At 46.0% G+C, this 14455-nt stretch carries 11 protein-coding genes and 1 other annotated feature; of the genes, 5 read left to right on the top strand and 6 right to left on the bottom strand.

What is annotated here, in order from left to right:
- Nucleotides 1-114: 114 nt before the first annotated feature.
- A complete protein-coding gene (sltY, locus tag AKJ31_RS16600) occupies nucleotides 115-2070 on the top strand; it encodes a murein transglycosylase (protein WP_053410210.1) in 1956 nt (651 codons plus the stop codon).
- A 19-nt stretch (nucleotides 2071-2089) separates the two neighbouring features.
- Entirely contained in the window at nucleotides 2090-2386 is a 297-nt protein-coding gene (gene trpR / locus AKJ31_RS16595) for a trp operon repressor (RefSeq protein WP_053410209.1), read from the top strand.
- 29 nt (nucleotides 2387-2415) lie between these two features.
- On the opposite strand, the gene yjjX is transcribed toward trpR, so the two are convergent.
- The 6 genes from yjjX to AKJ31_RS16560 form a co-directional block, all read right to left on the bottom strand.
- A complete protein-coding gene (yjjX, locus tag AKJ31_RS16590; RefSeq protein ID WP_053410208.1) occupies nucleotides 2416-2949 on the bottom strand; it encodes an inosine/xanthosine triphosphatase in 534 nt (177 codons plus the stop codon).
- Entirely contained in the window at nucleotides 2915-5260 is a 2346-nt protein-coding gene (locus AKJ31_RS16585; protein ID WP_053410207.1) for a putative bifunctional diguanylate cyclase/phosphodiesterase, read from the bottom strand. The genes yjjX and AKJ31_RS16585 overlap by 35 nt, the downstream gene beginning before the upstream one ends.
- Nucleotides 5244-6284, bottom strand: coding sequence for a polyamine ABC transporter substrate-binding protein (locus AKJ31_RS16580; protein ID WP_053410206.1), 1041 nt, complete (start codon nucleotides 6282-6284; stop codon nucleotides 5244-5246). The genes AKJ31_RS16585 and AKJ31_RS16580 overlap by 17 nt, the downstream gene beginning before the upstream one ends.
- A 340-nt stretch (nucleotides 6285-6624) precedes the next feature.
- Nucleotides 6625-7803, bottom strand: coding sequence for a prephenate dehydratase (gene pheA / locus AKJ31_RS16570; RefSeq protein ID WP_053410204.1), 1179 nt, complete (start codon nucleotides 7801-7803; stop codon nucleotides 6625-6627).
- 14 nt (nucleotides 7804-7817) lie between these two features.
- Nucleotides 7818-7939 (bottom strand) — a sequence feature (Phe leader region).
- 127 nt (nucleotides 7940-8066) lie between these two features.
- Nucleotides 8067-8396, bottom strand: a complete 330-nt coding sequence (gene hpf, locus AKJ31_RS16565; protein ID WP_053410203.1) for a ribosome hibernation-promoting factor, HPF/YfiA family — start codon at nucleotides 8394-8396, stop codon at nucleotides 8067-8069.
- Nucleotides 8397-8886: 490 nt separating this feature from the next.
- Complete coding sequence (locus tag AKJ31_RS16560; protein ID WP_053410202.1) at nucleotides 8887-9612, bottom strand: outer membrane protein assembly factor BamD; 726 nt, start codon at nucleotides 9610-9612, stop codon at nucleotides 8887-8889.
- A gap of 134 nt (nucleotides 9613-9746) precedes the next feature.
- Here AKJ31_RS16560 and rluD point away from each other — a divergent pair, with 134 nt between their 5' ends.
- The 3 genes from rluD to clpB all read left to right on the top strand — a co-directional run bounded on the left by rluD (nucleotide 9747) and on the right by clpB (nucleotide 14141).
- Nucleotides 9747-10724, top strand: coding sequence for a 23S rRNA pseudouridine(1911/1915/1917) synthase RluD (gene rluD / locus AKJ31_RS16555; protein WP_053410201.1), 978 nt, complete (start codon nucleotides 9747-9749; stop codon nucleotides 10722-10724).
- Between the two features lie 2 nt (nucleotides 10725-10726).
- The gene (pgeF, locus tag AKJ31_RS16550) at nucleotides 10727-11455 is read left to right on the top strand and encodes a peptidoglycan editing factor PgeF (RefSeq protein WP_053410200.1); all 729 of its coding nucleotides are present in this window, start codon (nucleotides 10727-10729) and stop codon (nucleotides 11453-11455) included.
- Nucleotides 11456-11567: 112 nt separating this feature from the next.
- A complete protein-coding gene (clpB, locus tag AKJ31_RS16545; protein ID WP_053410199.1) occupies nucleotides 11568-14141 on the top strand; it encodes an ATP-dependent chaperone ClpB in 2574 nt (857 codons plus the stop codon).
- The last annotated feature ends 314 nt before the right edge of the window (nucleotides 14142-14455 follow it).

Here is a 14455-nt window from a genome sequence, read left to right as displayed (position 1 = left end):
TCGAATGTCACAGTAATGTGAAATTATTTTTATTTTCGCCATCTCACTTTACAGCACGGCTTACAATGAGCTTAATTAGGGATTCATTTCACTACTCTCAATGGGAAGAGAAACATGGTGTCGACGCTTTCAAAGTCGCTGCATCGCATTCCTTCATCGCTGTTGGTTATGACATCGATGGTTTGCAGCGCAAGTTATGCCACCTCTGCTGTGGCTATGACTCTTCAGCAACAACGTGATATTTACGATCAAGCGCAAGAGCTCTTAGATGCGAGAGATGTTGCGAAGTACCAGACAATTCGCAATCAAATTAAAGATTACCCGCTAACGCCTTACGTGGATTACCGTGCGTTTTTAGTCGATATTGGCGAGCGCTCTCCAGCGGAAGTCGAACAGTTTATCGAGTCGCATAAGGCCTTTCCGTTTTCCAGACGAATCAGTGCGCCATACCTTAGCCAGCTAGCCAGTCAAGAACAATGGGCAAGGCTACTCGAGTTTCAACAGCACGAGCCGGCAGGAGAGACTTACCAGTGCCATTACTACAATGCGCTATATCAGCAAGGCAAGCACGACGCAGCGTTTAAAGGTGCCGAGAAACTCTGGTTGTCCGGTAGCAGTGTTTCAGGTGCCTGCGACCCGCTATTTAACGCTTGGAGCGAAGCGGGCTTAAGAACCGACGCGCAAGTGATGGAGCGTATGCTACTCGCATTTGAGGCGCGTAATGGCGCTTTGATGAATTACCTGCAAAAGCTACTCAAATCAGACCAAGCCAAGCAGCAAGCTACAGATATGAAAGCGTTGTTCACCAAACCAGAGAGTGTGCTTGAATTCGCTCGCCAACATGACGCGAGTGAATTTTATCAGCAGCAAACCATACTCGGTTTGAAAAAGCTGGCGCGTAAAGATGTGAAACAAGCTCAGGCTGTCTTTGACAGTGCAGTTAAAGCGCAGAAGCTAACAAAGGAACAGAGTCAATCCATTGCCGATTATCTGGCGATTCGTCTGATCAACACCGACTCTGCCGAGCTAGCACAATGGCGAGATGGCGCGATTGCTGGTTCTGCTAACTCATCGCTACTGGAGCGCAGAACGCGTTTGGCAATCCAAGAAATGGACTGGCAAGGTGTTATGGACTGGATTGCGCGTATGCCTCCTGAGCTGCAGAACTCATTGCGCTGGCAGTACTGGCTAGGCAGAAGTGAAGTGGCAACTGGCGAGAAACAGAAAGGCCATCAACGACTTGAAAAACTGGTCGGTCAACGTAACTTCTACAGCGTTGCCGCGGCGAAAGAGATCAAGCGCTCTATCGATTACCCTGTGTCGACGGTGACGTTAAACAAGGCGCTCATCAAGCCGTTTAACTCGTCTTTGGTGCGAATTGAAGAGCTGATCGAGCGCGATAAAATTGCTGCGGCAAAAAGTGAATGGTACTGGTTGCTGGCACGAGCGAATGAAGAGCAGAAAGAGATGTTGGCCGCGTATGCTTCCTACAAGCGTTGGCACCATTTAACGGTTACTGCCAGTATCAAGGCGAAAATGTGGGATAACCTGAAGCTGCGTTTCCCAATTGCTCACCGCTGGTGGTTTAATTTCTATGGCGAAAAGCACAGCATTGACCCGATTACTTTGATGTCGTTAGCTCGTCAGGAAAGCGCGATGGACATCGAAGCGAAGTCTCCGGTTGGCGCTCGTGGTATCATGCAAATCATGCCTTCAACGGCGAAATATACCGCGCGTAAATACGAACTAAGCTACGATAGCAGTAATGACTTGTACGAAGTCGGCAAAAATATCGAGATTGGCAGCCACTACCTAAAAGGTTTGTTGGAGCAATACGATAACAATCGAATTTTTGCGTTTGCTGCGTATAATGCGGGTCCACATCGAGTCAAAACCTGGCGCGAACGTACACAAGGCAAGTTGGATGCCTATGCTTTCATTGAGGCGATACCGTTCAATGAAACCCGTGGTTACGTGCAAAACATTTTGATGTTCGAAACCTACTATCGTGATCTCTTGAATGTCGATGGCGCGTTTTTGAACCAGAATGAGGTCGATACCAGGTATTAAATTCCTAGGCGGAGAAAAGATGGCAACACAACCTGAGTACACTGAGTGGCAGGAAATATTAGATTTAGTCAAAGAAAGCACGGCAACCAATCAGCATGAAATGTTGTTAACTATGTTGCTTAGCCCTGATGAGCGAGAGTCTCTGATTTCAAGGGTTAACATCTTTCGTGAGCTGCTGAAAGGTGAGCTTTCGCAAAGACAGATTAGTCAGCTACTCGGCGTCGGGATTGCAACCATCACACGCGGCTCGAATGAATTAAAATCAAAGTCTGAGCAAGAAAAGAGTGTGATCACTCAACTGCTGGAACGTAAGTAAATAGAAAGGTGCCAAATCGGCACCTTTTTTTATAAGTTGGCAGGAAAGTGCTCTGGGTTGGTAAAAGGAATTAACGCCAAAATCAATGCCTGATGATAGACACTGCTGCGAGTGAGCAAGTCTTGAGTGAGCAGGCTAATTGCTCCACCTTTTTGTTTGATGTTTTCAGTGCCAAACACCTCATCCATCACATCGCCTAGTTCATTGGCGTGATCGAGCTTTTCAATCACCAACGGCGGCAGCATCAAACTTGCTGAACGCGATTCTCCTCGGTGGGTATCTGACTCAATAATCATCCAGGCAAAGGTAACGTTGTCTTCGATCCCTGCTTCTAAACCGACGTAATAGTCAGCGTCTGGTTGCGAGATTTTGGCATTTCTAACACGATTAAGCGCACCGTCTCGGGTTTCTTCATTACTCATTGGTTGATCGTCGACTTCACTTTCGACGCTCATACCAATAAATTCAAAAGCTTGGTGTGGAAATGCAGATTGAAACGCGCTCTTAACCGCGTTGATTTTGGCTGGGTTAAGCGAAGCGACGACGACTTTCTTCACTGACATCAATCATTCCTTTCATCTTTGGGCTATTGGCTTGCAGTTGCTCGAGTGACAACGGGGCGGATAAATAGTAGCCCTGCATGTAATCACATTGGTTTTCGGCCAACCATGTGTGCATCTCATGAGACTCGATCCCTTCTGCGGTTACTAGCATAGATTGTGAATGACAAAGGTCAACCAGAGGTTTGACGACGGCCTGATTATTGGTCTTGATTAAGGTGCCTAAAAACTCGCGGTCGAACTTGATTTTTTGTACCGGGTATTCGACCAGTTGGGTGATAGAGGTGTAACCAGAGCCGAAGTCATCAATCGTCAGCTTAAAACCTGCTTGGGATAATTTATGCAGCAGCAAGAAACTTTGCGAGTCAGACGCGAAGGTTTCGGTGATCTCAAAATCAATCAAATACGGCTGGACTTTGTATTGTCGCGACAACGCCATAATGTCTTGGGCGAGCTGCAAAGAATCCAGCTCTGCTGAGGAGAGGTTAATTGAAATCTGCACTGGTTGATTAAAGCACGCTTGGATAGCTTCAAAATCGAGGAAAGCTTGTTTAACCACCCAACGGTCAATAGAGCCAAATAAGCCAATCTGCTCCGAAATAGGGATGAACTCACTTGGAGGAATATTACCTAGTTTTTTCGACTCCCAACGTAACAGGGCTTCCAACCCTTTGACTTCCTTACCGCTACGGTCGAAGTAAGGTTGATACATCAGGGTAAATTCTTTATCAAGGTCACCGTTACGCAGCGCTCGCTCGATTTGCGTCCGGCGTTTAACCACTTGGTCTAGCTCTTTAGAGTAATGCGCGACTTGGTTCTTACCTGCGCGCTTGGCTTGATACATCGCGGTATCGGCGTTGGATAGTAGAGTGGTGAGGTCATGGCCATCTTTTGGGTAAGACGCAATGCCGATACTGGCGGTAATGGGTAAGTTGCCAAGCGGCGAGTTAGCGCTATTTTGGATTGGGTCGAGCACTTCATTCGCCATCTGCTCGGCGTAATTAGAACGATGAGAAGAAGAAACAAAAATAGCAAACTCGTCACCCGATAAACGCGCCGCAAGACACTTAATGCCGAAGTTACGTTCGAACTCGTGACAGCTTTGTTTGATGTGCTCGGCAAAGCTAACTAGCAGCTTGTCACCGACATTATGGCCGTATTTGTCGTTAACGTACTTAAAGTTGTCTAGGTCGATATAGAGAATCCAAGCACGGGTGTTAAGCATTTTATTGGCGATGTTCCGGCTGGCAAAGGTTTGGAATTGATAGCGGTTCGCCAGCTGGGTCAGATGGTCATTTTCGGCCATCGCTTTAGTTTTTTGGTAGCTTGAGTTGAGCTCACGGTACATATCGTAGAAGCGCACCGACAGACGGCCGATTTCGTTGTCGTTTGGCAGGCGGTCGATATTCGTGCGGCGCTGTTGCTCGACTTCTCTCAGTTGGTCGTCCAAACGGGTGATTGGTTTGATGACATGCTGGTAAAGCAGTAGCAATAAAATAATGACGGTCGTGAGCGCTGATGCACCGAAAGCTATCAGGAGTTTGTTTTCAATCTTACTCAATTGCTCATCCAACAAGTACTGCGCAGGGTCAAGTACCGCATACAGGTTGGGTTTCAATTCGACAGACTGCGTTAAACCGGGTTTTTTCACCGGTTCAAGAGAAAAGTAGATGCTGCTGTCGTTATCAAATTCGAGAACGTGTTTTATCTCGTCAAACTTTTCCAGCGACAACGAAACGATGACGAAAAAAATTTGGTCTTTGTTGTAACTCAGCGGAGAGGTTAGGGTGTTTTTGTCCAGAATATCGTAGCGGATCAAAATGCTCTGCCCCTGATAATTGTGTGCAAAGCCCGTGTGAGAGAGCTCTCCGGTGTGCTTATACATGTACTTTACGTAAGTCAGGACGTTTTCATCTAAAGTACCAAAAGGGTCACTTTGATTATCAGCAAAGAATTTCACTTCTTCGTTGCTGTCGACAATGGCGACTGCGAGTGCATCTTGTTGGTTGGGTTGTAAGTCATCAATCGTAGTTTGCAGGCTCTCGATCAGCTTCATTTCTCGGTAGGGATTTTCTGGCTGACCAAAGTAATGGCGGATGATGTCGCTTTTAATGAGCGTTAATGAGTAACTATTGATTAAGGAAACTGACTGACGAAAGTGCCCCGCAAGCTTTTCCATTGTCAGTTGTAAGTAACTGTTTTCGCGCTTGATCAGAGTTTCTTTTTGGTTCGAGTATATGCTGTAGCTAGAAACAGCAGCACTAAGGAGAATGACTGGCGTGACTAGTAACAGAACTCTAGTACTGAGCTTCATGACGTTTAAGAATACGATTAATTATTTTTGTTCTTAGGCTAATATTTTGTGCCGAAAGTTCGCTGTCGATATGAGCGTTGGCGACTCTTTCTTCACCCGGGAACAATGATGCATCATTTAGGTACCAATCTGGCATTAGTTTTAGTGCACTTAAATTGGGCGTTGCAGCTTTGATATGGATTGCATTCTTTGCAGCGTTTTCGGGATCTGAAAGATGATTCAAAAACGAGAGCGCGGCGCGTTTGTTTTCTGAATGACTGCTGACGGCCAGACAATCGACCCAGATGTAAAGCTCACCATCTGGGACCGAAAAATCCCAATTGTTGCCAGTAAAAAAGCGATTCAACGAATGTTGGTCGCCGCTGTATGCCAGTGCCATTTGTAACTTGTCGTAATTTTTCTGGCTGCGGATGTAGCTTAGGATGTAATCGAAAGTCAGGACTTTTTCGCTAAAGCGTTGGAGAGCCTCATAACTAGACTGGATCTGGGAGACATCTTCAGTGGTTGGGGCAATGCCTAAGCTATAAAACAGCGGCAAGAAGGTTTCCACGCTGTCGTTGATCATGCCGATTCGGCCTTCTAGCTCAGCGGGTGGGTGGACAAACTCATCCCATGTTTTAGGTGGGTTGGCAATCAGGTCTTTACGATATGCGATTCCTACTGAGCCCCAAAAGTAGGGTACGGCGTGAGTGCCGCACGCTTGGTTCCATTTGGCCGCGTTGTGTTTTCTATTCGGCAGTTTAGATAGATCTTCGAAGATGCCTTGTCGGCCATAGATTTGTGCTGAAACGTTATCCAGTACCACGATATCAAAAGGTAACTGGACGCTTTTCATCATCAACAAACTGCGTTCGTCATCATTGTCGAAATGAGAGCGTTGAATTTGGTAGTTATTGTTGCGTTCCCACAGTTCGACGACTTGAGGAGAAAGTGTGTCTTCCCACAAATAAACGTTGAGCGGTGTTCTTCCGGCAACGCTAAAGAATGAAACAAAGAGAAGAATAAGTGGGAATGAGGTTTTCATACTGACTGTTTGGCACCTTTTATACCAACCTGAGTAAGTAACTGTTCATTTTAGCTTGTTAAAACACTCGTTAACGTCGTCGACTTTTTCGTTTCAAAGTAAGCTGATTGAAGAATCACTACTTATCGAAAAAATTCGCCTTGTTCTCATGCGTTTTTATCGTGCTGTCTCTGGCCGTTTACTTACTGTGATTGGTAAAACAATTACGTCGATCAATGCTTATCAGCGTCAGTTATTAGGCTGACACACAACTAATATGCAACTTAAGCCATGAATAGTAAGAGCATCGATTAGAGGTGTCAGCTAAAGAATAGAATTATTTGAACTCGGTAGAGTTATTTTACTGCAACTTGATTTGGGTCGGTTTCACATTTTCACTCGGGTAGCAGCCAAGAACTTTCAGATGTTTTGTGATCTTGGTTAGTCCATTTAGGGCTTGTTGCATCTCTTCGGAGTCCAGGTGAGACTCCAGATCAACATAAAACATTTCTTCCCATGGATTGCCCATAATTGGACGAGACTCAAGTTTCGTCATGTTGATTCCGTAGCGTTGAAGCACCAGCAGTGTCTCAACCAGTGAGCCTGCGTCTTGTGCTGTTGACATGATTAATGTGGTTTTCGCTGGTATTTGTGCCGACACTTCGACCGGTTTACGGGCAACCACGATAAAGCGAGTGTGGTTTTCGGTTTGGTTGGCAATGTTGTTTTGGATCGCTTGCAAACCGTATAGCTTGCCACTCGAAGAGTTTCCAATCGCCGCGACATCGCTACGGTTTAATTCTTGGACTTTACGCATCGCATCTGCAGTGCTGGCGCATGACTCAAGCTTCACGCCTTTTAATTTGCTTAAAAACTCACTGCATTGCTGATAAGGCTGAGGGTGAGAGTAGAGGGTTTTAATCTCTTCCAAGCGGATGTCTGAGGTAGCCACCAAGCAATGTTCGATCGGTAGTGTCAGTTCACCGACGATGTATAACGTGGTGTGCTGTAGCAAATCGTACACTTCGTTGATTGAGCCCGAGCTGGTGTTCTCAATCGGCAGTACACCGTAGTCGGCGTGACCCGATTCAACCGTATTCGCGACTTCCTTAAATTGTTCGCAGTTGAGCTCGATAAGCTCGGTGTTCTTACGGCTAAAGAATTCACGGCTCGCGAGGTGAGAGTAAGAGCCTTTCGAGCCCAAGAAAGCGACGCGCGCCAAAGGCTTACGGCTGAGTTCTGGGTTAGCAAGGTTTTGTAGGTACGACTGCTGGAGTAGAACTGAATCTTCAATGATGGTGTGGAACAGCTTGGTGATGTACTGCGCGTCTAGCTCGTATTTATCACGACCAGCGTTGATCAGCTTGACCAGCAACTGCTGTTCGCGAGAGGCGTCACGCACAGGCTTAGAGGTTTCCACTTTACTTTTGGCGACTTCAATACTCATCTTTCTGCGCTCAGAGAGCAGCTTTAATAGCTGGTCATCAAGCTCATTAAGTCTCAAGCGTATCTCTTCAAGAGAGTATTTTTGTTCAGTCATCCTGTATTCCTTAAAATAAAAAAGCCTCCCGTTTGGGAGGCCTTCTGTTCGTTCTTGACTTATCTTTCGAAAACGAGAGAGCCTCCAGTGTTAGTGGAGAAAAAAGAAGTCAAAAAAGAACAGAATAGTTGGTGTCATAATGCGTTACTTTTCAATTAAGCTGCAAACACAATAAGCAACCGCTCATGGAGCGTCAAGCAAAAAAATAGCGCCTTTCGGCGCTACTTCTTGATTCCTCTGCGAATTGAGCATTCTTACAAGGATTACTCTGTTTCAGCCTCTTCCAGCTCCGGCTTATCTGCTCGGCGAGCTTCTGGTTTATGGCGTAGTTTGTTTAGCTGACGTTCTAGTTTCTGTTCTACCTCATTAACGGCAGCGTATAAATCTTCATGTACTGCTGAAGCAACAAGTTTGCCTTTTGGTACGGTGATGACAGCTTCAAATTTCTTCTGCTTATTTGGCTCCTCGCTGAAGCTTGCCTGACAACCGATGATGTCTACTTGCCACTTTTCTAGTTTTTTAAACTTGCTCTCAATGTGAGCACGGATTGCAGAGGTGATGTCGATGTTTTTACCAGTGATGTTTACTTTCATATATGTTTCCTCTGTGTAATCCCTCATGGGTTAACTCCAGATTACCCATCCCATCACAAAATAATGTGACATAGATCATTATTTTATGGGGTGCTTTACCGACTAAATTTAAACGTGATCCAACTCAAAGAGTAGTTGTGTTTATGCATAAAAAAGCTTGTTTTGAAGAAAAAACTCATTAGATTGAGAAGAGTAAGTTACTAAAAATCTTCTACTTTTTAGGGGCGGGGTTCGGCTCAATAAAAGTCATTGCGTGAAGATTGAACAACTCAAAATGTGAATTATCTTCCAGAACTTCTCCCGTTTCATTTCCCCTCTTTATTCCAGTGTCTTCTTAAGCAATTTATGCCGATGAATGTTGTGCGATATGTTTAGCCGCATTGATACAGTGCAGTGCTTGGATTCATCGAATTCACCACGTGCTTGTTTCGCTAAAGCACAAAAAAAGCCGCCTTTAAGTAGGCGGCTTCAGACTATCAATTTTGCAAGCTTAACGCGGATTGAGTTCCATCAGCTTCTCTGTGCGTTCAATAGCGTCTGTCAACCCAAGCTCTTTGTAAGCTTCCAGTTGGATGTCTAACGATTTACGCGCCGCTTCTGTATCCGGATAAGTCTTTTGTAATTCTTGAGCACGGTTAATTGCCGCGATCCAAGCTTCACGTCGTAAGTAGAAATCTGCTGTGGCTAAATCGTATTCCGCAAGACGGTTTTTAAGCGCGTACATGCGTTTCTGCGCATCTTCTGCATATGGACTGGTTGGGTAACGCTCCAGTAAGCGTTTGAAGTCTGCAAACGCTTTTTTAACGGGTTCAGGGTCGCGGTCAGCACGGTCAATGTTAAATAGGTCGTGCATAAAGTTGCGATCTTGTGCCATGTGAGTCAGACCACGCATGTATAACACCCAGTCTAACTTTTCGTGAGTAGGGTTTAAGCGTGTGAAGCGCTCAATAGTCGCCAGCCCCAGCGCTAAATCGTCATTTTTGTAGTAAGCGTAGATAAGGTCGAGTTGAACTTGATCTGAATAAGCACCAAATGGATAACGAGAGTCCAAAGCTTCTAGCTGACTGATTGCCGACAGCCAATTGCCACTTTGCAGTGCAACTTGAGCTTCAGAGTAAAGCTCTGATGGAGGAACATCTGGGACGACCTCGTCGCTGCTTGAGCAGCCAACCAGTACTGATAACGCCAATAAGCCAGATAAGGTATGCTTTTTCATGTCAGGATTCGGTTCCTTCAGATAAATATTTCGTTGCTTCCGTTACTTTCTGGACGGTAACAGATACAATGTCCAAATATTATATTTTTCCACAGTAGTGACGATTAGTCTCTCAGTTTTTAAAAAAGTTCGACATGGCTCAGCAGATTGAATTAACCAACACAATTAAAGATAGCCAATTAGGTCAGCGTCTTGACCAAGCTATCGCCGAATTATTCGCCGACTTCTCTCGCTCTCGTTTAAAAGAGTGGCTTTTGGAAGGTAAAGTCCAAGTCGATGGTGAAGTTGTCAAGAAACCCCGTACTAAGGTGATGGGCGGTGAGGTCATTACACTGCAAGCGGAACTTGAAGATGAAGAGCGCTGGGAAGCGCAAGATATTCCTTTGGATATCGTCTACGAAGATGACGACATTATTGTGATCAACAAGCCACGTGACTTCGTGGTTCATCCAGGTGCTGGCACACCGGATGGCACAGTATTGAATGCATTGTTGCATCATTACCCAGCGATTGCAGAAGTGCCGCGCGCAGGTATTGTCCATCGTCTAGATAAAGATACCACGGGTCTTATGGTGGTAGCGAAAACGGTACCAGCGCAAACGCGTTTGGTTCGTGCGCTACAAAAACGCAATATCACTCGTGAGTACGAAGCAATTGCGATTGGTCGTATGACTGCAGGTGGTAAGGTTGAACAACCCATTGGTCGCCATTCTACCAAACGTACTCTGATGGCAGTCAGCCCAATGGGCAAGCCAGCGGTGACGCATTACCGAGTAGCGGAGCATTTCCGCGAACATACTCGTATTCGTCTACGTTTGGAAACTGGTCGTACACACCAAATTCGTGTACACATGGCTTACTTGCAACATCCGCTGTTGGGCGATACTGCCTATGGTGGTCGCGCGCGTATTCCATCTGGTGCGACTCAGGAATTGGCGGAGAAGATCCGTAGTTTCGACCGTCAGGCACTCCATGCGGTGATGCTAAGGTTTGAACATCCAGTTACTGGCGAACAATTAGAGTTTCATGCTGATGTACCTGATGACATGGTTGAAATGGCAGAAGCGCTTCGTCAAGATACGCAAGAACATGGCTTGGAAGAAGATTACTAAGCATGGAAATGATCGTCCCTAACTGGCCAGCACCGAGCAATATTAAAGCTTTTGCGTCGACTCGCATTGGCGGGTTTTCTCATGCGCCTTACCAAGGTTTAAACCTTGGTAGCCATGTTGGGGATGATGCCGCAGTCGTTGCGAGTAACCGCCAATGGTTGTTCGAACATGCCAATATGCCATCACGACCAATTTGGCTTAATCAAACTCATTCTACGCTTGTATTGGAAGTCAGCTCTCCGACCGACGAGGTTCTGGATGCAGATGGTTTGTTTACACAATCTGCGAATGTGGTTTGTAGTGCTATGACCGCTGATTGTTTACCTGTGTTGCTCACCAACACCACAGGGACCCAAGTTGCGGCGGTGCATGCGGGCTGGCGAGGTTTAGCGGGTGGCATCGTTGAACAAGCGCTGCAAAAGTTTGACGGTGAGGTGTTGGCGTGGATTGGTCCTGCGATTGGTCAAAGCGCATTTGAAGTCGGTAAAGATGTACTGGATGCGTTTTGCACGTTTGACTCTCAAGCCGAAAAAGCGTTTACGCCCAAAAACATTGAGGGCAAATGGCATGCTGATATGAATATGCTGGTGACTCAACGTTTGAATAAAGCGGGAGTGATGGCGGTTTACTACAGCGATTTATGTACCTACAACGACGCAGAGCGTTTTTACTCTTACCGCCGAGACGGTAAAACTGGCCGCCAAGCGAGTTTTATCTGGATCGAGCAATAATACCCACCTAAATTTTAGGGGAAGCGATCTATTCCCCTTGAAAATCTTCGCTGACGTAACCATCTTTCTAACTGACTAAAGAATTCTTCTATTTGAGGTTAGGAAGGTAGATATGCGTCTTGACAGATTCACAAGTAAATTTCAAATCGCGATATCTGACGCTCAATCGTTGGCGTTAGGCCGCGACCATCAATACATCGAACCGGTACACCTGATGGTGGCATTAATGGATCAAGACGGTAGTCCGATCCGTCCATTGCTAACCATGCTTAATGTCGATGTGACTCAACTGCGTTCTAAATTGAGCGAAATCCTTGACCGACTACCGAAAGTGAGTGGTATTGGTGGGGATGTGCAGCTTTCTAGCTCAATGGGCACTCTTTTTAACCTGTGTGATAAGGTCGCGCAAAAGCGCCAAGATACCTATATCTCGTCAGAGATCTTTTTGCTGGCGGCGATTGAAGATCGTGGTCCATTAGGCGCATTGCTAAAAGAGCAAGGTCTAACCGAAGCAAAGATCAGCGAAGCGATCGATAAAGTGCGTGGCGGACAGAAAGTTAATGATCCAAATGCGGAAGAGCTTCGCCAAGCACTTGAGAAGTTCACCATTGACCTGACCGAACGCGCTGAGCAAGGTAAATTGGATCCGGTGATCGGCCGTGACGATGAAATCCGCCGCACTATCCAGGTGTTGCAGCGTCGTACCAAAAACAACCCAGTGATCATCGGTGAGCCTGGTGTGGGTAAAACGGCCATTGTTGAAGGGCTTGCTCAACGCATCATTAATAACGAAGTTCCGGAAGGCCTTCGCGGCCGCCGCGTACTGGCGTTGGATATGGGCGCGTTAGTGGCTGGTGCCAAATACCGTGGTGAGTTCGAAGAGCGCTTGAAATCAGTTCTTAACGAACTGGCGAAAGAAGAGGGCAACGTCATCCTCTTTATAGACGAAGTGCACACTATGGTCGGTGCGGGTAAAGGCGAAGGCTCTATGGATGCAGGTAATATGCTCAAGCCTGCGCTTGCTCGTGGTGAGCTACATTGTGTTGGTGCGACGACATTAGATGAGTACCGCCAATATATTGAAAAGGATCCAGCGTTAGAACGTCGTTTCCAAAAAGTGCTGGTGGATGAACCGTCGGTTGAAGATACAGTAGCGATTTTGCGTGGTTTGAAAGAGCGTTACGAATTACACCACCACGTAGAAATTACTGACCCTGCTATCGTTGCAGCGGCAAGCTTGTCGCACCGTTATATTTCTGACCGTCAGTTGCCGGATAAAGCAATTGACTTGATCGACGAGGCAGCGTCTAGCATCAGAATGCAAATAGACTCGAAACCAGAAGCTCTGGATAAGTTGGAGCGTAAAATCATCCAGCTTAAAATTGAGCAGCAAGCGCTAAACAACGAGCATGATGACGCGAGTGAAAAACGCTTAAACATGCTCAACGAAGAGTTGGCGGAGAAAGAGCGAGAGTTTGCTGAGTTAGAAGAAGTTTGGAACGCAGAGAAAGCAGCCCTCTCTGGTACGCAGCATATCAAGTCTGAGCTTGAGCAAGCGCGTATGGATATGGAGTTCGCACGTCGAGCGGGCGATTTAAACAGAATGTCTGAGCTTCAGTACGGTCGTATCCCTGAGTTAGAGAAACAACTCGATCTTGCGACACAGGCTGAAATGCAAGAGATGACCTTGCTACGCAATAAGGTTACAGACAACGAAATCGCCGAAGTACTCTCGAAACAAACGGGGATTCCAGTATCCAAAATGCTGGAAGCAGAAAAAGAGAAACTGCTGCGCATGGAAGACGTGTTACACAAACGTGTGATTGGTCAAGTCGAAGCGGTGGAAGTGGTATCGAATGCGATTCGTCGTAGTCGAGCTGGATTGTCTGATCCAAATCGACCAATTGGTTCGTTCCTATTCTTAGGTCCAACCGGGGTTGGTAAAACCGAACTTTGTAAAACACTGGCGAGCTTTATGTTCGACAGTGAAGATGCGATGGTTCGTATCGATATGTCTGAGTTCATGGAGAAGCACTCTGTGGCGCGATTGGTCGGTGCACCTCCAGGTTATGTGGGGTATGAAGAAGGTGGTTACCTAACCGAAGCGGTAAGGCGTAAACCTTATTCTGTCATCCTACTTGATGAAGTAGAGAAAGCGCATCCGGACGTGTTTAATATTCTGCTGCAAGTATTGGATGATGGTAGACTCACTGACGGGCAGGGTAGAACGGTAGATTTCCGTAATACTGTGGTTATCATGACATCTAACTTGGGTTCAACACGTATTCAAGAGAATTTCGGCTCGCTGGATTACGAAGGTATGAAAGAGCAGGTGATGGATGTTGTTAGCAAACACTTCCGTCCTGAGTTTCTTAACCGTGTTGATGAGAGTGTCGTGTTCCATCCACTCGGACAAGACCATATCAAGTCGATTGCTTCTATTCAGTTGCAACGCTTAGCGTCACGAATGGAAGAGAAAGGCTTTGTGCTTGAGGTGTCAGACAAAGCGCTCGAACATATTGCTCAAGTCGGTTTCGACCCAGTATACGGTGCGCGTCCGTTGAAGCGTGCGATCCAACAAAGTGTCGAAAACCCACTAGCCAAAGAAATATTGGCGGGGAATGTAGTTCCAGATAAGCCAATTAAGTTGGTAGTTAGCAACGACCAGATCATTGCGCATCAGTAATTAAGTTAACTAAAAAGGGCCTTGATAGGCCCTTTTTGTTTGTCTTTAATACAGTTTGGTTGAAATGTGAACGAACGAATCCAAAATGCGAGTTTTTTCCATATTTTCTATTGCGCCTTTTGAATTCCTCCCTATAATGCGCCTCCGTTGTCACGGGAAACCGAGCTGAAAAGCAAGGCAGCAAGACGGTGAAAGTTAACCAAAGTTACTTTCAAAGAAATAACGAAAAAAGTGTTTGACACAATAAGTTATCTCGCTAAAATGACCGTCCGCTTTGAGTAAGTCTCATAGCAAAGCTCTTTAACAATATAAAC

It is taken from the genome of Vibrio hepatarius (assembly GCF_001274785.1).
In the GTDB taxonomy this organism is placed as follows: domain Bacteria; phylum Pseudomonadota; class Gammaproteobacteria; order Enterobacterales; family Vibrionaceae; genus Vibrio; species Vibrio hepatarius.
Note: the sequence above shows the minus strand (reverse complement) of the source record. Positions and strands in the feature narration are given on the sequence as shown.

Excerpts from the sequence above, each read along its gene's own strand:
- rluD (WP_053410201.1), top strand. The coding sequence starts at position 9,747 with ATGGCTCAGCAGATTGAATTAACCAACACAATTAAAGATAGCCAATTA.
- pheA (WP_053410204.1), bottom strand. The coding sequence starts at position 7,803 with ATGACTGAACAAAAATACTCTCTTGAAGAGATACGCTTGAGACTTAAT.
- clpB (WP_053410199.1), top strand. The coding sequence starts at position 11,568 with ATGCGTCTTGACAGATTCACAAGTAAATTTCAAATCGCGATATCTGAC.
- sltY (WP_053410210.1), top strand. The coding sequence starts at position 115 with ATGGTGTCGACGCTTTCAAAGTCGCTGCATCGCATTCCTTCATCGCTG.
- AKJ31_RS16580 (WP_053410206.1), bottom strand. The coding sequence starts at position 6,284 with ATGAAAACCTCATTCCCACTTATTCTTCTCTTTGTTTCATTCTTTAGC.
- AKJ31_RS16560 (WP_053410202.1), bottom strand. The coding sequence starts at position 9,612 with ATGAAAAAGCATACCTTATCTGGCTTATTGGCGTTATCAGTACTGGTT.
- hpf (WP_053410203.1), bottom strand. The coding sequence starts at position 8,396 with ATGAAAGTAAACATCACTGGTAAAAACATCGACATCACCTCTGCAATC.
- yjjX (WP_053410208.1), bottom strand. The coding sequence starts at position 2,949 with ATGTCAGTGAAGAAAGTCGTCGTCGCTTCGCTTAACCCAGCCAAAATC.
- trpR (WP_053410209.1), top strand. The coding sequence starts at position 2,090 with ATGGCAACACAACCTGAGTACACTGAGTGGCAGGAAATATTAGATTTA.
- AKJ31_RS16585 (WP_053410207.1), bottom strand. The coding sequence starts at position 5,260 with ATGAAGCTCAGTACTAGAGTTCTGTTACTAGTCACGCCAGTCATTCTC.
- pgeF (WP_053410200.1), top strand. The coding sequence starts at position 10,727 with ATGGAAATGATCGTCCCTAACTGGCCAGCACCGAGCAATATTAAAGCT.